Annotated in this window: 15 protein-coding genes; 8 read left to right on the top strand and 7 right to left on the bottom strand. The window is 63.1% G+C overall.

Annotated elements, in window-relative coordinates; genetic code table 11:
* On the bottom strand, positions 1 to 1485 hold a 1485-nt coding region (locus tag ACXJKO_RS20680), incomplete at its 3' end, for a helicase HerA-like domain-containing protein (RefSeq protein WP_457092967.1).
* A gap of 140 nt (positions 1486 to 1625) precedes the next feature.
* On the opposite strand from ACXJKO_RS20680, the gene ACXJKO_RS20675 reads away from it, so the two are divergent.
* The 4 genes from ACXJKO_RS20675 to scpA all read left to right on the top strand — a co-directional run bounded on the left by ACXJKO_RS20675 (position 1626) and on the right by scpA (position 6883).
* On the top strand, positions 1626 to 2009 hold the full coding sequence (locus ACXJKO_RS20675; RefSeq protein WP_457092966.1) for a DUF2267 domain-containing protein: 384 nt from the start codon (positions 1626 to 1628) through the stop codon (positions 2007 to 2009).
* Between the two features lie 141 nt (positions 2010 to 2150).
* A complete protein-coding gene (locus ACXJKO_RS20670; protein ID WP_457092965.1) occupies positions 2151 to 4118 on the top strand; it encodes a methylmalonyl-CoA mutase family protein in 1968 nt (655 codons plus the stop codon).
* Between the two features lie 127 nt (positions 4119 to 4245).
* On the top strand, positions 4246 to 4614 hold the full coding sequence (locus ACXJKO_RS20665; RefSeq protein WP_457092964.1) for a hypothetical protein: 369 nt from the start codon (positions 4246 to 4248) through the stop codon (positions 4612 to 4614).
* 103 nt (positions 4615 to 4717) lie between these two features.
* Positions 4718 to 6883 carry a methylmalonyl-CoA mutase gene (gene scpA / locus ACXJKO_RS20660; protein WP_457092963.1) on the top strand — a complete coding sequence of 722 codons (2166 nt, stop codon included), beginning with the start codon at positions 4718 to 4720 and terminating at the stop codon, positions 6881 to 6883.
* A 6-nt stretch (positions 6884 to 6889) separates the two neighbouring features.
* Here the strand turns inward: scpA and ACXJKO_RS20655 are convergent, their stop codons facing one another.
* The 4 genes from ACXJKO_RS20655 to ACXJKO_RS20640 form a co-directional block, all read right to left on the bottom strand.
* On the bottom strand, positions 6890 to 7516 hold the full coding sequence (locus ACXJKO_RS20655) for a DUF924 family protein (protein WP_457092962.1): 627 nt from the start codon (positions 7514 to 7516) through the stop codon (positions 6890 to 6892).
* 68 nt (positions 7517 to 7584) lie between these two features.
* Positions 7585 to 9177 carry an adenylate/guanylate cyclase domain-containing protein gene (locus tag ACXJKO_RS20650; RefSeq protein WP_457092961.1) on the bottom strand — a complete coding sequence of 531 codons (1593 nt, stop codon included), beginning with the start codon at positions 9175 to 9177 and terminating at the stop codon, positions 7585 to 7587.
* Between the two features lie 137 nt (positions 9178 to 9314).
* Positions 9315 to 10298 (bottom strand): Bug family tripartite tricarboxylate transporter substrate binding protein, encoded by a 984-nt coding sequence (locus tag ACXJKO_RS20645; RefSeq protein ID WP_457092960.1) that lies wholly within the window; start codon positions 10296 to 10298, stop codon positions 9315 to 9317.
* Between the two features lie 73 nt (positions 10299 to 10371).
* Positions 10372 to 11346 (bottom strand): alpha/beta hydrolase, encoded by a 975-nt coding sequence (locus ACXJKO_RS20640; protein ID WP_457092959.1) that lies wholly within the window; start codon positions 11344 to 11346, stop codon positions 10372 to 10374.
* A gap of 149 nt (positions 11347 to 11495) precedes the next feature.
* On the opposite strand from ACXJKO_RS20640, the gene ACXJKO_RS20635 reads away from it, so the two are divergent.
* From ACXJKO_RS20635 to ACXJKO_RS20625, 3 genes are all read left to right on the top strand, one after another.
* Positions 11496 to 12284 carry a DUF3750 domain-containing protein gene (locus ACXJKO_RS20635; RefSeq protein WP_457092958.1) on the top strand — a complete coding sequence of 263 codons (789 nt, stop codon included), beginning with the start codon at positions 11496 to 11498 and terminating at the stop codon, positions 12282 to 12284.
* Positions 12285 to 12315: 31 nt separating this feature from the next.
* On the top strand, positions 12316 to 13302 hold the full coding sequence (meaB, locus tag ACXJKO_RS20630; protein ID WP_457092957.1) for a methylmalonyl Co-A mutase-associated GTPase MeaB: 987 nt from the start codon (positions 12316 to 12318) through the stop codon (positions 13300 to 13302).
* 137 nt (positions 13303 to 13439) lie between these two features.
* On the top strand, positions 13440 to 15704 hold the full coding sequence (locus tag ACXJKO_RS20625) for a calcium-binding protein (protein ID WP_457092956.1): 2265 nt from the start codon (positions 13440 to 13442) through the stop codon (positions 15702 to 15704).
* A 91-nt stretch (positions 15705 to 15795) separates the two neighbouring features.
* Here ACXJKO_RS20625 and ACXJKO_RS20620 read toward each other — a convergent pair whose 3' ends face one another.
* Complete coding sequence (locus ACXJKO_RS20620) at positions 15796 to 16803, bottom strand: asparaginase (protein WP_457092955.1); 1008 nt, start codon at positions 16801 to 16803, stop codon at positions 15796 to 15798.
* 161 nt (positions 16804 to 16964) lie between these two features.
* Here ACXJKO_RS20620 and ACXJKO_RS20615 point away from each other — a divergent pair, with 161 nt between their 5' ends.
* Positions 16965 to 18269 carry a UDP-glucose dehydrogenase family protein gene (locus ACXJKO_RS20615; protein ID WP_457092954.1) on the top strand — a complete coding sequence of 435 codons (1305 nt, stop codon included), beginning with the start codon at positions 16965 to 16967 and terminating at the stop codon, positions 18267 to 18269.
* Between the two features lie 93 nt (positions 18270 to 18362).
* Here the strand turns inward: ACXJKO_RS20615 and ACXJKO_RS20610 are convergent.
* On the bottom strand, positions 18363 to 19757 hold a 1395-nt coding region (locus tag ACXJKO_RS20610; RefSeq protein WP_457092953.1), incomplete at its 5' end, for a phosphomannomutase.

Genomic DNA, 19757 nt, shown 5'->3' with positions numbered 1-19757 from the left:
GCCTTGCCGTCCGCCGATGGATTTGCCGATCTCGGCGGCGAGGTTGCCGACCGTCTGGTTGACGATGGTGCGCGTCACCTCGCGGGTCACACGCTGCCCCGTCGTCAGGCTGCCCTTTCGCTTCGTCCCATTGGCGCCGAAGAGGCCGCCGAGCATGTCGAGGATGCCTCCGCCGCCCTCGGCTGCTTTCGCATCGGCCGCCGCCTGCTCGGCGCGTTTGGCGAGTGCCTCATAGGCGGATTCCGGATCGATGGGCTGGTCGTATTTCCCCTTCATAGGGCTCGATGCCAGGATCCGCTGGCGCTCCGACAATTCGATGGGGCCGACCTGCGCCATGGGCGGCGCGATGAGAGTGCGCTCCACCATGGAGGGCGCGCCCTTGCCTTCCAGCGTCGAGACCAGGGCCTCGCCGACGCCGAGTTCGGTGATCGCCTTTTCGGTATCGAAGGCGGGGTTCTGCCGGAAGGTCTGCGCCGCCACGCGCACGGCCTTCTGCTCACGGGGCGTATAGGCGCGCAGCGCATGCTGCACCCGGTTGCCGAGCTGCGCCAGCACGCTCTCCGGCACATCGACCGGGTTCTGCGTGATGAAATAGACGCCGACGCCTTTCGAGCGGATGAGACGCACGACGCGCTCCACCGTCTCGATGAGCGCCTTCGGTGCATCGTTGAACAGAAGATGCGCCTCGTCGAAGAAGAACACGAGCTTGGGCTGATCGAGATCGCCCACCTCCGGCAACTCTTCGAACAACTCCGACATGAGCCACAACAGGAACGTGGCGTAGAGGCGCGGATTGCTCATGAGCTTGTCGGCAGCGAGGATATTGACCACGCCGCGCCCATCGCGATCCGTACGCATCAGATCCTTGATGTCGAGCGCGGGCTCACCGAGAAACTCGTCGCCCTGCTGGTTCTCGAGCACGAGCAGCTGGCGCTGGATGGTGCCGATGGTGGCTTTCGACACATTGCCGTAAGTGGTGGTGAGCTGGCTCGCGCTGTCGGATACGAGTTGCAGAAGCGCGCGCAGATCCTTCAGGTCGAGCAGGAGCAGACCCTGCTCGTCGGCGATGCGGAAGACGATGTTGAGCACGCCTTCCTGCGTGTCGTTGAGATCGAGAAGGCGGGAAAGAAGCAGCGGCCCCATCTCGGAGATCGTCGCCCTGACGCGATGCCCCTGCTCGCCGAAGATGTCCCAGAACACGACGGGGAATTTGTCCGGCTTGTATTCGATGCCGATCTCGGCCGCGCGCTTGACGAGAGGTTCCTTGCCGTTGCCGGGCGCCGCCATGCCGGAAAGGTCGCCCTTAATGTCGGCTGCAAAGACCGGAACGCCCGCGCTGGAAAATCCTTCCGCCAGCACCTGCAGCGACACGGTCTTGCCCGTGCCCGTCGCGCCTGTGACAAGGCCGTGCCGGTTGGCGAGCCTCAAGTCCAGATACTCCGGCTTGGTGCCTTTGCCGATGAAGATCTTTCCGTCCGCGAGCATCGTGTCTCTCTCCAGAATCTCATTCCAAGGATCTTAGAAGCCCTGTCGCCAGTTTCCACTACAAGACTTTTCAATTGAGATTCGGTGATTAAATAGTTTAGAGCTGAACCATTACACCTATCCAGCACCAGGAGAAACATATGGACGAGCTCCTCGCCCGCGTGACGCAGAAGACCGGCCTCGATCAGGCTACGGCCCGCAAGGCCATCGGCCTCATTCTCGGCTACCTTCAGAAGGAAGGCCCTGCCAACGAGGTGAACCAGCTCATCGACGCCCTCCCCGGCGCGCAGGACGCCATTGCCGAGGGCAGCTCCGGCGGCGGTGGCGGCGGCCTGATGGGCATGATGGGCTCCATGGGCGGCGGCGTCATGGCGCTCGGCGGCCAACTTATGGGCATCGGCGTGTCCATGGGCCAGATGCAGCCCCTCGGCAAGGAACTCTTCGCCTATGGCCGCGAGAAGGCCGGCGAGGATGTGATGGGCCCCATCGTCGGCTCGATCCCGGGATTGTCGCAGTTCATCTAAATCTTTCCGCAAGCGCCATCTCGGATCGACTGCCGTCGTCCGAGATGGCTTTTATTGCCCCCACCCTTTTGCGCATTCCCACGCCACCTCCAGCCCGCTATCTTCCGCGCAGCGCGAATTGCCCTCCCCCAGAGGATGAAGATGGACGATCTGTCTCTTGCCGCCGATTTTCCTGCCGCGACACGCGTGCAATGGCTCAAGCTCGTCGAAGGCGTGCTCAAGGGAGCGGACTTCCAGCGCAAGCTCGTGGGCCGCACCCATGACGGCATCGAGATCCAGCCGCTTTATCCCAAGGCGGAAAATGCTGGCCTGATCGCGCGGGAGGAAGCGGGCCGCTGGCGCATCTCTCAGCGGGTCGACCATCCTGAGCCGGCGAAGGCCAACGAGCTTGCCCTCCTCGATCTCGAGAACGGGGCGGATGCGCTCACGCTCGTGACCCGCAAAGCGCCGGCATCCCGTGGCTTTGGCGTGCGCATCGACAGCCTGGACGATCTCGACCGCACCCTTTCCGGCGTGATGCTCGACCTCATCCATCTGCGCCTCGATGCAGGCGGACATGGGCGTCAGATGGCGGCCCTGATCCTGGCCCTGGCGGAACGGCGCGGTCACAAGCTCTCCGACCTGTCGCTCGATCTCGGCCTCGACCCCATCGGCGCCATGGCCTCCATGGGCAAGATGTCTGCCTCTTGGGATGCGATGGCCCAGCGCATGGGCGATACCTTGAGCGATCTCACGGCACGCGGCTTCAAGGGCCGCGCCTTCCTGTCCGATGGGCGCGCCTATCATGAGGCCGGCGCCAGCGAGGCGCAGGAACTGGCAGCCGTTCTGGCGACGGCCTTAAGCTATCTGCGCGCCCTGGAGGCGCAGGGCCACAGCCTTGAAGTGGCCCGCGACGCCCTGTCGTTCCTGCTGGTGGCCGATACGGACGAGTTCCTCACCGTCGCCAAGCTCCGCGCGCTGCGCCGTCTCTGGGCCAAGGTGGAACAGGTCTGCGGGCTCGATCCCAAGCCGATCCGCCTTCACGCGGAAACCGCTTGGCGCATGAAGACGCGCCGCGATCCGTGGGTGAACCTGCTGCGCACCACGGTCGCCACCTTCTCCGCCGGCATCGGCGGGGCGGATGCGATCACGGTGCTTCCCTTTACGGCGGCGCTCGGCCTGCCCGATGCCTTCGCGCGGCGGCTGGCGCGCAACACGCAGTTGATCCTGCTCGAGGAATCGAACCTCTGGCGCGTGGCAGATCCCGCCGCCGGATCGGGCGGTTTCGAGGCGCTCACCGATGCTCTGTGCGAGAAGGCTTGGAGCCTGTTCCAGGAGATCGAGCGCGAGGGCGGCATTCTGGAGAGCCTGCGGAGCAATGCCCTGCAGGCCCGCATCGCCTCTGTCCGTGCCGCGCGTGAGAAGGCGGTGGCGACGCGCAAGGAGCCGATCACTGGCACGAGCGAGTTTCCGAATATCCATGAGGCCGATGTGAGCGTGCTGATGGTGGCTCCGCCGGCACAGGAATCTGCCGTTCCAGTTCCGCAGAAAACCACGCCCCAAGCTGCAGAAACCTCCTTCGCCGCCCTCGTCCAAATGGCATCGGGAGGCGCGACCATGGCCCAACTGGCAGGCACGGCTTCGGGGCCTGCACCAGTGGCTGTCGACCCCCTGCCCTCCACACGTGTGGCGGAGGCCTTCGAGCGTTTGCGGGACCTGTCGGATGCTTACCTTGCCCGCACCGGCTCACGGCCCAAGGTCTTCCTCGCCAATCTCGGCCCGGTATCAGCCTTCACGGCGCGCGCCACATTCGCCAAGAATTTCTTCGAGATCGGAGGAATAGAAGCCATTACCAACGATGGCTTTTCCGACCAGGATAAGCTTAAGCAAGCTTACCTTGACAGCAAGGCGCAGCTTTCCTGCATCTGCTCATCGGATGAAATTTACGAAACACATGCCGTCGATGCAGCAAAAACCCTGAAGGACAGCGGATCGCCCGCCGTCTACCTGGCTGGCCGGTCGGGCGGCCATGAAGACCAATGGATCCGCGCCGGGATCAACACCTTCATCTATGCCGGGTGCGACACCCTCAAGGTTCTGGGCGAGGCTCTCGAAAAGGCCTCGGCGTGAGCCTCTGACGATTCTCCAGCGTTTTGCCCATCCCCAGAGCAATCGAGCGTTGGTGAACACGCGGCTAGGAACCCCGTCTCGCAACCTACGTTACCCGTGCCTCCCGATTGGCGGCATGGAGTGTTCGATGCGGAATGTCCCTTGGCTCGGTACGGCACTTGTCCTGGCAACGCTCGCAATTCCCCCGGCTCATGCGCAGACGCGACAGTTCGACGGCACGTGGAGCGTGGAGGTCGTCACCGAGCAGGGCAGCTGCGACCGGGCCTATCGCTATTCGGTGATCGTCCAGAACGGCCAGGCTCGGTATGGCGGGCCGGAGAACTTCGACATCAACGGACAGGTTCGCTCGAACGGTTCGGTGGCGGCCAGCATCTCGCGCGGGCAGGACCGGGCGAATGTGTCGGGCCGTCTCTCCGGGGCCACGGGGCGCGGCAGCTGGACGACCTCGGGCGGGCGAACCTGCTCCGGCTATTGGAACGCCGAGAAGCGGGGCTGATCCCCTACCTTGCGCCGATAGCCTCGCGGGTTCGGATGCCCTAAAATGATGCGACTTCGATCAAAAGCCGTATCCTTTCGGTGAGGGCATCCGTTACTAAGCCATGACTCGCATTCCAGATTTTTCGAGCCTCGGTTGGGCAGGCGCTCCCCAAGCTTCATCCGCCTTCACCGAAGGCGAACCCTGGCTGACGCCGGAAGGTATTCCGGTCAGGCAGGCCTATGGCCCCGAGGATCGCGCGGGTCTCGACTTTCTCGATACCTATCCGGGCGTCGCCCCTTACCTGCGCGGCCCCTACCCCACCATGTACGTGAACCAGCCCTGGACCGTGCGCCAATATGCGGGCTTCTCCACGGCCGAGGATTCGAACGCTTTCTACCGCCGCAATCTTGCGGCCGGCCAGAAAGGCCTCTCCGTCGCCTTCGATCTCGCCACCCATCGCGGCTACGATTCCGACCATCCGCGCGTGTCGGGTGATGTGGGCATGGCAGGTGTCGCGATCGATTCCATCTACGACATGCGCACGCTGTTCGCCGGCATTCCGCTCGACCAGATGAGCGTGTCGATGACCATGAACGGCGCGGTGCTGCCGATCCTCGCGCTCTACATCGTGGCGGCTGAGGAACAGGGCGTGCCGGCGGCGAAGCTCTCGGGCACGATCCAGAACGACATTCTCAAAGAATTCATGGTGCGCAACACCTATATCTACCCGCCGAAGGGGTCGATGCGCATCATCTCGGACATCTTCGCCTATACCTCGGCGAACATGCCGAAGTTCAACTCCATCTCGATCTCCGGCTACCACATGCAGGAAGCGGGAGCGACGCAGGATCTGGAACTCGCCTATACGCTGGCCGACGGCGTAGAATACATCCGCGCCGGCATTCAAGCTGGCCTCACCGTCGATCAGTTCGCGCCGCGCCTGTCGTTCTTCTGGGCGACTGGCATGAACTTCTTCATGGAAGTCGCCAAGATGCGCGCCGCGCGGCTCATCTGGGCGAAGCTCGTGAAGGGCTTCAATCCGCAAAGCGAGAAGTCGCTGCCGCTGCGCACCCATTCGCAGACATCCGGCTGGTCATTGACCGCGCAGGACGTGTTCAACAACGTGACGCGTACCTGCATCGAGGCGATGGCGGCAACGCAAGGGCACACGCAATCGCTGCACACCAACGCCCTCGACGAGGCGCTGGCCCTGCCCACCGATTTCTCCGCCCGCATCGCCCGCAACACGCAGCTCTTCCTGCAGCAGGAAAGCGGCACCACGCGCATCATCGATCCGTGGGGCGGCTCCTATTACGTCGAGCGTCTGACGAAGGAACTCGCGGACAAGGCCTGGAGCCATATCCAGGAGGTGGAAGCCCTCGGCGGCATGGCGAAGGCCATCGAAGCGGGCATTCCGAAGCTGAAGATCGAGGAGGCCGCCGCCCGCACGCAGGCGCGCATCGATTCAGGCCATCAGAAGATCATCGGCGTGAACGCCTTCAGGCTTAACGACGAAGCCTCCATCGACATCCTGAAGGTGGACAACGCCGCCGTGCGCGCGAGCCAGATCGACAAGCTCAAGCGCCTCAAAGCCGAGCGCAAGCAGGCCGATGTGGATGCGGCGCTCAATGCCTTGTCGCAAGGCGCGGCATCGAATGAGGGCAACCTGCTCGATCTCGCTGTGAAGGCCGCTCGCGTGAAGGCAACGGTGGGTGAAATTTCCGACGCGCTCGAAAAGGTCTGGGGCCGTCACCGCGCCGAGATCAAGGCGATCTCGGGCGTGTACAAGCGGGAGGTCGGCATGTCTTCACCTGCCGTCGAGAAAGTGCGGCAACTGGTGGAGCAGTTCGAACAGGACGACGGCCGCCGTCCGCGCATCCTCGTCGCCAAGATGGGGCAGGACGGGCACGATCGCGGCCAGAAGGTGATCGCCTCGGCCTTCGCCGATCTCGGCTTCGACGTGGATATCGGTCCCCTATTCGCAACGCCGGCGGAAGCCGCGCGTCAGGCCATCGAGAATGACGTGCACATCATCGGCGTGTCGTCGCTCGCCGCAGGTCACCTGACCTTGGTGCCGGAGCTTAAAAGCGAACTCGCGAAGTATGACCGCGAGGACATCATGATCGTGGTCGGCGGCGTGATCCCGCCGCAGGATTTCGATGCGCTGTATGAAGCTGGCGCGTCGGCCATCTTCCCGCCCGGAACCGTGATCGCGGATGCCGCCGTCGATCTCATCGGCGATCTGAACCGCAGACTCGGCTACGAGCCGCAGCAGGCCGCGGAGTAGAGGCACTCACTTCACAGGAAACCGGCGATTATAGACGTAATCGCCCTTCTCCAGATAAGCCACTTCCTCGGGCGTCGAGGTTCTTCCCAAGACGGCATTGCGATGCGGGAAACGGCCAAAGCGCGCGATCACATCGCGGTGGCCGCGAGCCTGACTCAACGAGAACTCGAAGATCGGTCGCAAATGCGCGGGCGCTTCCCTGACGGCTTCCTCCGAGAGCTTGACGATGCGCTCCATGCGCTCGCGATGGTCCGGCCCCTCGACATGGGCGAAAGGCATCAGGAAGAAGAACCTCTCCCACAGATGCGCGAGAGCTTCGTAATGCCCGTTCTTCACGCCCTCCCCGGCGATCTGCAGAGCCTCTGGATCGGACGCGTAGGCATCGGCCGTGCCTGCATGGAGCCCGCGCGAAAATTGGTCGAGAACGACGATCAGCGAAAGCCGCCCGCGCGGCGTGGCCTTCCACTGATCGAGCTGACCTGATCTGGCGGCGGCGAGAACAGGCGCGAAGCGTGCGAGTTCCGCGTTCGCTCCGCCGCCCATCCACCATTGCAGCATGCGCCAATGAGTCTCCTGGTTCGCATTCTCCAGACCGGGCGGGAACCAGAAATCATAGACACTCCGCCAATTCATCATTTCGTCCATCGGCAGTCCCTTTCAGGACGCACAGGCATATTGCCTGCATGAAACAGCGGTGGCTTTCAACTCGCCCGCCGCGCGTGCTGCCAGCCGGCATCGAGCGCCGCCAGAGCTTCACCGAGCCGCTTCTTCGCCCGCTCGATCTCGCCTTCCTTGATGGCATCGAGATCGAGGAACAGGTCCATGCCCGTCACGTGCTCGATGATAACCTGCTGCCTCTGCGCGAGTTCGCCCAGCAGGCCCTCGACCATGTAGGGCACCACCTCGCGCCGGATGCCCTTCATGACGATGGGATCGATCGGCTGGGCGCGCACCATGTCGCGAACAAGCGCATAGGTCTCGTAGCTCAGGCAGATGCCGCCCGGCTCCGCGATGGATTGCAGCCTAGCGGCAAGATTCGCCTCCGCGCCGATGATCGTATAGGCCATGCGGTCGTTGCTGCCGAAATTGCCCACGTTGCAGAAGCCGGTATTGATGCCCATCCGCACTTGCATGGGCATTTCGACGCCGCGCTTGCGCCAGACGGCATTCAGCTGCTCCATGCGGTGCTGCATATCCACGGCCATGCGCAGGCAGGCTCGTGCATCCTCCTCGACGCCCTTCGTCTCCGGGTCGCCGAAGAAGATGAGGATGGCGTCGCCGAAGAACTTGTCGATGGTCGCCCCGTGCTGGAGCGCGACGGCGGACATCTCGGTGAAATAGTCGTTGAGCAGCTCCGTCAGGTCCTCCGGCTGGAGCCGTTCGGAAATGGCGGTGAAATCCTTGATGTCGGAGAAGAAGATCGTGAGCTTCTTGCGTTCGGTGGCGATGGACACATCCTTCTGCCCACTGAAGATGCTCTTGTAGACTTGCGGCGACAGGTATTTCGCGAGCTTCAGCGAAATACCGGCGAGGAAGTCGTTCGCGTCCGTCAGCTCCTGGTTCATGCCGTTGATGAGCCGCGCCTGACGCCGCTGCAAGATGATGATGGCAAGGCCCGCGAGCGAGGCGAGGATGAGGTACGACAGCGAGTATTTGAACGAGAAGGCGTTCGCGAAGATCGGCTGCGTCACGGAAATCTCCTGGATGCCGCGCACATCGCCCACCTTCCAATCCGTCTTCGGGCTCTCGGGATGCGTGTTGTGACAGCTCACGCAGACCGGCCCCATGATGACGGGCGCCGCCGTCCTCACGCTCTGGTCGAAAAGAGAACCGGATACATCCACGATCCGCTGCTCGGGATGCGCCCTTAAGTTCGCGATGGCATTACGCTCGAAATCGTCGAGCTGGTGCGGCGGGCGTCCCTTGAACGTCATGTCGGAGACGAAGCGGTATTTGGCCGATCCGTCATGGGCGCTGATGCGTTGGCCGAGCTCGATGGACAAGGTCGCGGGAATGGGAATGGCGCCCTTTATGTCGCGGTAATTGTGCGTGACCGTGACGGGCCCGTCCGCCTCCAGCACGCGGGCGACCACGTCGCTGCCGTAGAAGCCGCGCATATCGTCGACGATGCGGCTGATCTCGCTCGCCTGCATCCGCAGCATGCGCTCGGAAAGAATGCGCAGGTCGAGCCAAATGGCGAGCGGCAGGCCAAGGAGCCCCAACACGACGGCCGCGATCAGCAGCGGACCCATGATCCGCTGCGAATAGGAATTACGCTCACCCAGCACAACCATGGATCAGCCTCACCGTGAAACGAGCAGATCCGATTCTTTGCCTTTGAAGCCTGAGGATCAACCCTTTCCGGTGGCAAAGAGGAAGTATTTCAGGGCTTTGGGGCACGCTGTGTGACCTGCATCACGTTGGCAGGGCCCTATTCGAGCTTGATGTTGGCGGTCTTGATCACCTTGTCCCACTTCTCGCCCTCGGCGCGCATATAGGCCGCCATCTCCTCGGGGGTGCTCTGAAGCACGTCGATGCCGGCACCGATCAGCTTATCGCGGATCTCCGGCTGGCTCAYGGCGCGGCGATAGGCTTCGTTGAGCTTCGCGATGATCTGAGGCGGCGTGCCGGCGGGCGCTACGATGCCCTGCCAGGCCCAGGCCTCGAAGCCCGGGATATGCGAGGCCACGGGCGGAATGCCGGGCAGTCCGGCGAACTCTCCCGGAGAAGCGACGGCAATGGCTTGAACTGGCCCTGAGAGCTGCGAGCGCGCCGTCGCGAAATCGATGAACATCATGTTGACGTTGCCGGCCACCAGATCCTGCACCGCAGGAGCAGCCCCTCTGTAGGGCACGTGGGTCAGCTTGACGCCCGCGTTCTGCGCGAGCAGCTCGGTCGCCAGATGGAACGGGCTTCCGAGGCCGGGAGTACCGTAATTGATCGCGTCGGGATTCTGCTTGGCAAACGCAATGAGTTCCGGAACCGATTTGGCCTTCAGCTTATCCGTGTTGACCAGCAGCACGAGCGCGAAACGGCCGCTTAGAGTAATCGGGCTGAAATCCTTGTAGGGATCGAAAGCCAGCTTGCTGTAAAGCGTCCGGTTGGTGGCATAGGTCGCCGTATCGCCCAGCAGAAGCGTGTACCCATCGGGTTCGGCCTTGGCGACAGCTTCCGCGCCGAGATTGGTGCCCGCGCCCGCCTTGTTCTCGATGACGAATTGCTGCCCCAGCTGCTTGCCGATCTCGGCAAAGACCAGGCGTGCGAAGAAATCCGTTCCACCGCCTGCCGCATAGGGCACGACGACCCGGACGGGCCTTGTTGGATAATCAGACTGCGCGAAGGCAGTGCTAAACGGAAATGTCGAGGCTGCGCAGGCAGCCATGCCGGCAAGGACGGCGCGGCGGGTCGGGATCATCGTTTCCTCCAAAGTTTTGCTTTGGGTAGGAACTAATCCTGAGCCTCGCGCAGGCAAGCTGGCGCGGGAGCGCTTATCTTTCCCGCTCGATGGCGCGCTTCACCACCTGCTGCACATCCTTGTTGGAGAGGAACAGGTCGTGGTTGATGATGCCGCCGCCGAATTCGGACGCATCGGCCACGCGAACGCCCAGCGACTCCAGCCTCTCGCGATCCGCTGCACCGGCACGGATGATGCCGCCCGCGAGGCGGCTCGATACGGCGAGAGCCCGGTCGTTGGTGGAGCTGATGACCGTGATCTTCCGGGCGTCGGGCCCCAGCTTCTCCAGGCCGCGTGCGAACAGGTCGATGTCGATGTCGGGCGCAGCCAGCACCACCGCGCCGATGCGCTCCATTGCGCTCGGACCACCGGAGTCGCGCAGCATCCGCAAGGTTTCCAGGGTCAGCTGGGTGCCCATGGAATGCGCCACGATATGAATGCGCCCGCCACTCTGCGTCTTCGCCATGGCGGTAAGCAGGTCCTCCAACGCATCGCGGGACCACATAGCGGCCTCGCGGTCGGCGACATAGCTGAAGGTGGAAGCGGCGGAGGGCCAAGTGAACAGGCCGGTGGCGCCGGAGAAGCGGATGCCCTCCGAGAGATCAATGGTCGAGGTCGCCGCTGTCTCGAAGCTCTCACGATAGCCGTGGATGTAGAGGAGCAGGTCACGCCCCAGAGCGGCCTGGGCGAAGGCCTGCGCCGCGTTGTTGCGGGTGACGGAATCGACCTTGGCGATGCTCCACCCCGATCCCCCGATCAGCGAATCCGTGGGCGGCGTGAGGCGTGCCTCGGCAAAGACCATATCCGGCGAACGCTCGCTGCTGAACCAAGGCTTGCGCACGGGATCGCCCACAGGAAGCCGGGTCGTTGCCACCAGCAGCTTCGGGTCCCGCGACAGGCCGGGCGGCGGGGACAGCAAGGGGCTGAGTGCGTCGTCGCCTCCAAGGCAGCCCGAGAGCGTGAGAGCGGTGCAGCAGATGGCGGCGAAGCGGGAGATGGAAAGAAGCATGAGCCTGGGGCTGGGATGGAGTCGGAAAACGAGATGCTGCTGTTTTGACCCCGATCATGGCGGGCGCAAGGCAGAGCCCCGCTTTCTCCCGTACCCTTGGCCCAGCATGGTAAACCATTGGTGAACGGCAGCGGCAGCCTGTCCGCTTGATGCTTGGCCGCAAGCTCCGTAATTTCGTTGTCATGGCCCTCCTGCTTCGCGCTCTCCTCGTCCTCATCGGACTGTTCATTCTCCCCCTCGGGGCCCATGCCGTCTGGTTCGCCATGCGCGACGACATCGCGCCGAGCTGGCGCGCCGCCGATTGGTCGAGCGCGGAGCTGCTGCGGCCGGCTTCGGAAAATCCCCAGGCGGTCGTGGCGGTTTATGCCGCCCGAGTGGGCCGCTGGCGCGGGATCTTCGCGCATCACACCTGGGTCGTGGTGAAGGAGCCGGGCGCCCGGCAATATACCCGCTACGACAAGGTGGGATGGGGCAGCCCTGTGCGCACCAACGGATGGGCGCCGGATGGGCGCTGGTTCGGCAACGCCCCTCACCCGGTCCTGCTGATCGAGGGCGAGGCGGCGGAGCGTCTGATCCCCCAGATCCGCAAGGCGGTGGCGAGCTATCCTTACGCGACCTACGGCGCCTACAACGCTTGGCCCGGCCCCAACTCCAACACCTTCGTGACCCATGTGCTGCGCTCGGTGCCGGAATTAAACGCAGCATTGCCGCCGACGGCTCTCGGCAAGGATTGGCGTCCGCTGGAGAATATCGTCGGTCTCACCCCGAGCGGCACCGGCATCCAAGTCTCGCTCGGTGGCTATGCGGGTGTCGCGCTCGGCTGGGTCGAGGGCGTCGAGCTGGATTTCATGGGGCTCGTCGCCGGAATCGATGTTCGCCGACCGGCCATCAAGATTCCTGCCTGGGGACGGTTCGGCATGGACCCGATCACGTGGTGAAAAGGCCAAGAGAATCCGCTACATCTTCCCCATGACCGGGGGCTCGCCAAAAAAGACTGTTGTGACGGCCGAGGCCGTGGCGCGGGGAGACCGCGCCGCACTGGCGCGCGCCATCACCCTCATGGAATCCCGCCGCGCCGACCATCGCGAGGCGGCCCGCGCCCTGTTGCAGGAGCTGATGCCCCGCACCGGTCACGCGGTCCGCGTCGGCATCACCGGGGTGCCGGGGGTAGGCAAATCCACCGCCATCGACAGCCTCGGCAGCATGCTGACCGAGAAGGGCCACAAGGTCGCCGTGCTCGCCGTCGATCCCAGCTCCACTCGCACGGGCGGCGCGATCCTCGGCGACAAGACCCGCATGGCGCGGCTCTCCGCCGACCCGAACGCCTTCATCCGCCCTTCCCCCTCTTCCGGGACGCTGGGCGGCGTGGCCGCCAAGACCCGCGAGACGATGCTCTTATGCGAAGCGGCGGGCTTCGACGTGATCCTCGTGGAGACGGTCGGCGTCGGCCAATCCGAGACGGCGGTGGCCGACCTCACCGATTTCTTCCTCGTGCTCATGCTGCCCGGCGCGGGCGACGAATTGCAGGGCATCAAGAAGGGCATTCTGGAACTCGCCGACATGATCGCCGTCAACAAGGCGGACGATGCCGGCCTGAAGGCGAAAGCCGCCGCCGCAGAGTATCAGGCCGCCCTGCATATCCTGAGCCCCGCCTCCCCCACATGGACCCCGCCGGTCCTGACGATCTCAGGGCTCACCGGTCAGGGACTCGACGACCTCTGGTCCAGAGTACTCGACCACCGCAAGCGCCTGGAAGCCACCGGCGAGCTCCAGGCCAAGCGACGCGCCCAGGACACGAAATGGATGTGGGCATTGGTGCATGAGCGTCTGCACGAGCGGCTGACACATGATGCGATTCTGAAGAGGCGGGTGCCTGAGATCGAGAAGGCGATTGCGGAAGGCACCCTGTCGCCCAATGCCGCTGCAAGCGAGATTGTAAAGCTGCTAGGGATTTGAGGGTCTCTCGGGTGTTTGCTTGCAGCATTGCAAGCTACTGTCCCTATCCGGCCTAGAAGACTTGCCAAGGTAAGTCCAATCCCCCAAAGATATGTTATTACGTATTAGTGCCAAATGGCATCTTTAAGGGGCCTATTATGTCGATACCTGCAGTCCTTTGGGGCGAGTTTCTCATTAACAGCGAAGCGAAGGAGAACGTCCAAAAAGGCGTTCAGCTTCAGGCGCTCGACAACGGCAAGTTCATGGCTGTTTGGGAGAACGAAGTCGTCAACGAGCTTGGTGTACGAAGTGTCGAGATCTACGCCCAGCGTTTCTATTCCGGCGCAGTGCCGGAAGGCGAGCCGATCCGCATCGATACGACCAGCGGCGGTCTTAACTCTGCTCCAACTGTGACGATGCTGGCCGATGGCAAGCTCGTTTACACCTGGGAGCATCAGGTTACCGAAGGCAGCGTAACGAGCTACTCGATCCGAGCGCGCATCTTCAATGGGGATGGAACACCTTTCGATACTAATGGCGCCGCCGATGGCGGGACAGATGACTTTGAGGTTGTTCTGGGCAACACAACAAAGTTGTCGGCACCACTTGTCAAAGCTCTTTCCGGAGGAGGCTTTGCCGTTACCTATAATGACGCAACATCCGAAGGCGACCCTGGAGTATGGGCTCGTGTCTATAACGAAAACGCTGAGGCAATACACAATATACATATAAATAGCTCTAGAACTATAGGTACCCAAGAATCCTGTAGCCTAGTGAGTCTCTCTGATAATCGCTTTCTGTCTCTATACAGCACCGACTCTTTATTCAGCGGTGCTTATGCCCTCATAATTAATGTTATTATATTAAACGAACTCCTCCCGATAGAGACTAGACAATACCCAACAGATGCCTTGGTTAAGGAAGGTACTGCCCCTGATGCCATTCTCCTGTCCGATGGTAGAATCCTCATCGCTTGGACCGAAGTCTCAAGCGACRGCACCGGCGACAACGTCAAGGCTCAGATCTTCAACAGCGACATGACAACCTTTGGCGCTGCCTTCATCGTCAACCAGGGAGTGGCTGGTGATCAGGGCATGCCCGGTGTTACGGCTCTCAAAGGTGGTGGTTTTGCAATCACCTATCTGGACTCCGATGGCACAAGCACTCCGCAAGTTCGCGTCGCGGTATTCAATGCGGCCAATGCGCGCCTCGGCGACGACAAGGTCATTAGCACCGTCTTCACGGACGGCCAGCGCGCCGCACCGAAGGTCATCGAGCTGTCCGACGGTCGCCTCATCGCAGCCTGGGACGAAAACATCGACGGCCGCACCGACGATAACATCGGCATCCGTGGCCAGGTCATCGATGCGCGTTTCCAGGGCATCAACATGCCGGGCACGGCCGCCAACGATCAGTATGTCGGTACCGAGTTCAACGACACCCTGAGCGGCGGTTCCAGCGGCAACGATGATCTCAACGGCCGTGAAGGCAACGACATTCTCGATGGCGGCATCGGAGACGACCGATTGAATGGCGGCTCGGGAGCCGACCAGATGAGTGGCGGCACAGGAAACGACACGTACTATGTCGACAATCTTGCCGATGTGGTTTCGGAAGCCGGCGGCAGTGGCACGGACACGGTCTATGCCAGCGTCAGCTACACGCTGAGTGCCGATATCGAGAAGCTGATTGCCGAAGGAACGGGCGCGATCAATCTCACCGGTAATGCCTCCAACAACACCATCACCGGCAATGCATCCAATAACATCATCGATGGCGGCGCGGGTGCCGACAGTATGAATGGCGGCCTCGGCAACGATACTTATTACGTCGACAATACAGGTGACGTGGTCGTGGATTCAGGCGGCGATGCCGACATGGTCTACACCAGTGCCAGCTACATCCTCGCTGACGGCATCGAGAACATGACGGCTACCGGTGCGGCTGCCATCAGCCTGACCGGCAATGCCTTCAACAACACGTTGATGGGCAATGCGGGCGCCAACGCGATCAACGGCGGATTTGGCATCGACATTCTGAATGGCGGCAGCGGAAACGACACTGTCAATGGCGGTGAAGGCAACGATGTCCTGACTGGAGGAGCCGGCAAGGACGTCTTCGTGTTCAACACGCAACCCGTCAAGGCGACCAACCGCGACCAGATCGCCGACCTCGACGTGAAGAACGACAAGATCCACCTGGAGAATGCAATCTTCAAGAAGCTCAAGAAGACGGGCAAGCTGAAGAGCGATTTCTTCGAGGTCGGCACCAAGGCCGGGGATAAGGACGACTACATCATCTACAACAAGGGCAAGGGTATCCTGTCGTATGATGCGGATGGATCCGGCAAGGGCAAGGCGATTGAGTTCGCGACCATCAAGAAGAACCTTGCGCTGAAGGCCGACCACTTCTTCATCATCTAAAGGCGTGGTGGCCGTTCAGGCCACCCTGCCCTCTTCAAATGAAAAAGGCCGGAGCTTCACAGCTCCGGCCTTTCTCAATTTTGCAATCCGATTAACCCAGAAGCGTGGGACTTGCCTGGATGCGCCCGACTTCGATGCCGTTCCAGTTCTTGAACACTGGCTGCGCCAGCGCGGACACGGCATTTCGTTCCTCGTCGCTCATCGGCAGGAAGCGCAGTACGAGCGCGCCCATCATGGCTTCGGCCGCGCGCACATGGCCGTCATCGGCCTTCAGGGCGATGCCGTATCCGAGTTCCGGGAAAGTGGCGCAATAAACGCCCTCGGCGCCGACCTTCACGAAGGCGCGCTCACCGAGTATCTCCATGAGCTTCGTGTCGAAGCGGCCAGTGCCGGCCACCATGAAGGGATGGCGCGCCACGGCCTTACGGATGCGCTCGGCGGCGGCTCTTCCCTCACCCGAGAGCCCGGCGCCCGTGCCGAAGCGGGCGAAGCCGAAGGCCAGCGAAGGCAGCGGGATGGCGTAGGTCGGAATCGAGCAGCCGTCGATGCCGCTTTTCTCTTCGGTGTGGCAGGCTCCGGTGATCTCCTCCAGCGCCTCGCGCACCCGTTGCTGCACCGGATGGTCGGCGCTCACATAGCCGCGCGGGTCCTCGCCGAGGCCACAGGCGAGGCAGATGAAGCCGGCATGCTTGCCCGAGCAGTTGTTGTGCAGGGCGCTCGGCGTCTTGCCATCCGTGGCGAGCTGACGGGCAGCCGCCTCCCCCATAGGCCAATGGGTGCCGCATTCCAGGCAAGCGACGTCACGCCCGGCCTTGGCCAGCATCCCTTGAGCCACGCGCGCATGCTCAGGCTCGCCGGAATGGGAGGCGCAGGCAAGCGCGATCTCTTCGTCCGTCAGGCCGTACTTGTCCGCGATGCCGGTCTCGAGCAGCGGCAGGGCCTGAAGCGCCTTGACGGCGGAGCGCGGAAACACGCGCCGGTCCACGTCGCCGAGCGACAGCACGACCCCGCCATCCGCGTCCACCACCGAAACGCTGCCCCGATGGCGCGACTCGACCAGCCGCCCCCGCGTGACCTCGACAAGAAAAGGGTTATCCATGAATGCCCCGATATGGAAATCGGCGGTCTTTTGGGCGCGCTTTCGCAAGATGTCAAAGGGAGCATTGTTGCAAAGGCCCTTTACCCCTCGAAATCGTCCGGCTTGCGGCCCGGACCAGCAGGCCTTAAACCCTCGCTTTGAGACAAGACGGGGAGATCCGGATGCGAATTGCGATGATTGGCTCGGGCTATGTGGGGCTGGTGTCCGGCGCCTGCTTGGCCGATTTCGGCCACGACGTCTGCTGCGTCGACAAGGACCCGGCCAAGATCGAGGCCCTCAATCGCGGCGAGATCCCGATCTTCGAGCCGGGGCTTTCCGAGCTCGTCGCCAAGAACGTGCGCGAGGGCCGCCTCACCTTCACCACCGAGCTCGCCGGCCCGGTCARGCAGGCCGAGGCCGTGTTCATCGCSGTCGGCACCCCCTCGCGGCGCGGCGACGGCCATGCCGACCTGTCCTATGTCTACCAGGCGGCCAAAGAGATCGCCGGGGCCATGGACGGCTACACYGTRGTGGTCACCAAATCGACCGTGCCGGTCGGCACCGGCGACGAGGTCGAGCGCATCATCCGCGAAACCCGCCCCGASGCCGACTTCGCCGTCGTCTCCAACCCGGAGTTCTTGCGCGAAGGCGCGGCGATTGCCGACTTCAAGCGCCCCGACCGCATCGTCATCGGCACCGAGGACGAGCGYGCCCAAGGCGTGATGCACGAGGTCTACCGCCCGCTCTACCTCAACCACTCGCCGCTGCTYGCCATGTCGCGGCGCACGGCGGAGCTGACCAAGTATGCGGCCAATGCGTTCCTGGCCACCAAGATCACCTTCATCAACGAGATCGCCGACCTGTGCGAGCAGGTGGGCGCCAAYGTGCAGGACGTGGCCCGCGGCATCGGGCTCGACAACCGCATCGGCGCCAAGTTCCTGCATGCCGGGCCGGGCTATGGCGGCTCGTGCTTTCCCAAGGACACGCTGGCGCTGATCAAGACCGCGCAGGAYTWCGAGGCGCCGATGCGCCTGGTCGAAACGGTGGCGGCGGTCAACAGCCAGCGCAAGCGCGCCATGGGCCGCAAGGTGATTGCGGCCTGCGGCGGCGCGGTGCGGGGCAAGACCATCGCGGTGCTGGGGCTGACCTTCAAGCCCAACACCGACGACATGCGCGAAGCGCCCTCGATCGACGTGATCACGGCGCTGCAGGATGCCGGGGCCCGGGTGCGGGCCTACGATCCCGAGGGCATGAATGCCGCCAGCGCCATGCTGACGGATGTGGACTACGCCCGGGACGCCTATGACTGCGCCCGCGATGCGGATGCGTTGGTGATCGTGACCGAGTGGGACATGTTCCGGGCGCTCGATCTCAAGCGGCTGAAGGCTGCGCTGGCGGCGCCGGTGGTGGTCGACCTGCGCAATGTCTATCGCCCCGAGGACATGCGCCACCACGGTTTCCACTATGTGGGCGTTGGAAGAGGCTAAGCTGCTCGAAGCCTGATCATTCCATAGGGAGCAGCCGAAACATCTGATTCCAATCAGAAGTCTTCGGCGCTCGATGATACATCAGGCGCGCAATCAATTTACCTGCTTCTGCGCGAGATCAAGCCCCCAAGCCAGCAGATCGGCCGCCCGCTCAGGGTTTTTGGCCTCCACATAAACGCGCAACTCCGGCGCATTGCCTGACGGGCGGAAATGCACGACCTCGCCGTTCTTGGCGTTGATGCGAAACCCGTCGCTGTTGTTGGTGCCGGCAACGCCACCGAGGGGTGACATGAGGGTCGCGAGGAAATCCGCGTCCTGCTGGAGCTTCGACACGAAGGCTGCGCTCTTTTCCGTGGGCACATTCTGGAGCCGGTTGCTGGCGGCCGCCTTGAAGGAATAACCCGCGCCGACCTCGGCCAGAGACTTCGACTGCTCGACGACGGCGGCCAAAGCGCAGAGGATCGGCAGCATGGCATCGCGCGTGGGAAGCGCCGCGAGCTTGCGCCCTTTGCGCTCGACATCGGAGCCGAGCAGAACGCCACCATTGGCCTCGAACCCGACGACCACCCGTGCTCCTGAACGCGCGGCCCCATTCATGCCTTCGATCACATAGGGCGATCCCACCTTCGTGCGGACCACGCTCGTGAACGCGCCGGAATCTTCGAGCGCGGAGTTCGACGTCACCGGCGTCACGATGGTATCGGCGCCGAGATATTTCGCCGTGATCGCGCCGACGAGATCGCCGCGCAGAAACATGCCTGCTCCATCGGAAATCAGGGGGCGATCCGCATCGCCGTCCGTGGATACGATGGCATCGAGCGTCTGCTCGCCGGCCCATTGCCTGGCAAGGATCTCATCCTCCTCGCGCAGGGCCTCCGTATCGACAGGAACGAAACTCGTCGCGCGGCCCAACGCGACGGCGCGAGCGCCGAGCGCTTCCAGCATCGACACGATCACGTCGCGCGCCACCGAGGAGTGCTGATAGACGCCGACGGTCTGGCCGTTGAGAGCCCTTGCCCCGAAGAAGTCCTTGTAGCGAACCTTGTAGGCTTCGATCAGGTCGGTGTCGGGCTTTGCGGCCGGAACACCGCGCGCGTGGTCCGGCACGGTCGTGATGGCAAGTTTCCCATGCCACGCGAGAATGCCCGCCTCGTCCTTCTTGTCGATCTCGCCTTGAGCCCGATAGAACTTCAGCCCGTTGCGATCCTCGGGGATGTGGCTGCCGGTGACCATGATCGCCGGTAGGCCGAACCGCATGCCGTGATAGGCGAGAGCAGGCGTCGGCAGCGCGCCACAATCGAGGGGCACGAGACCCGATTCCGCAAGGGCGGCGCAGCAGAGCTGCGCGATGCCGGGGCTGCTCTCGCGAAGATCGCGGCCTACCAGCACGATGTTCTTCGCCGCAGCGGCCGAGCCGTCTTCCTTCAGCATCTCTGCGAAGGCACGGGTATAAGCGAAGGCCGGAACGCCATTCAGTTCCGTCACGAG

The organism is Microvirga sp. P5_D2 (genome assembly GCF_054049475.1).
This window is presented reverse-complemented; position numbering and strand designations above follow the sequence as displayed.

Excerpts from the sequence above, each read along its gene's own strand:
- ACXJKO_RS20675 (WP_457092966.1), top strand. The coding sequence starts at position 1,626 with ATGGACGAGCTCCTCGCCCGCGTGACGCAGAAGACCGGCCTCGATCAG.
- ACXJKO_RS20670 (WP_457092965.1), top strand. The coding sequence starts at position 2,151 with ATGGACGATCTGTCTCTTGCCGCCGATTTTCCTGCCGCGACACGCGTG.
- ACXJKO_RS20665 (WP_457092964.1), top strand. The coding sequence starts at position 4,246 with ATGCGGAATGTCCCTTGGCTCGGTACGGCACTTGTCCTGGCAACGCTC.
- scpA (WP_457092963.1), top strand. The coding sequence starts at position 4,718 with ATGACTCGCATTCCAGATTTTTCGAGCCTCGGTTGGGCAGGCGCTCCC.
- ACXJKO_RS20655 (WP_457092962.1), bottom strand. The coding sequence starts at position 7,516 with ATGAATTGGCGGAGTGTCTATGATTTCTGGTTCCCGCCCGGTCTGGAG.
- ACXJKO_RS20650 (WP_457092961.1), bottom strand. The coding sequence starts at position 9,177 with ATGGTTGTGCTGGGTGAGCGTAATTCCTATTCGCAGCGGATCATGGGT.
- ACXJKO_RS20640 (WP_457092959.1), bottom strand. The coding sequence starts at position 11,346 with ATGCTTCTTTCCATCTCCCGCTTCGCCGCCATCTGCTGCACCGCTCTC.
- ACXJKO_RS20635 (WP_457092958.1), top strand. The coding sequence starts at position 11,496 with ATGCTTGGCCGCAAGCTCCGTAATTTCGTTGTCATGGCCCTCCTGCTT.
- meaB (WP_457092957.1), top strand. The coding sequence starts at position 12,316 with ATGACCGGGGGCTCGCCAAAAAAGACTGTTGTGACGGCCGAGGCCGTG.
- ACXJKO_RS20620 (WP_457092955.1), bottom strand. The coding sequence starts at position 16,803 with ATGGATAACCCTTTTCTTGTCGAGGTCACGCGGGGGCGGCTGGTCGAG.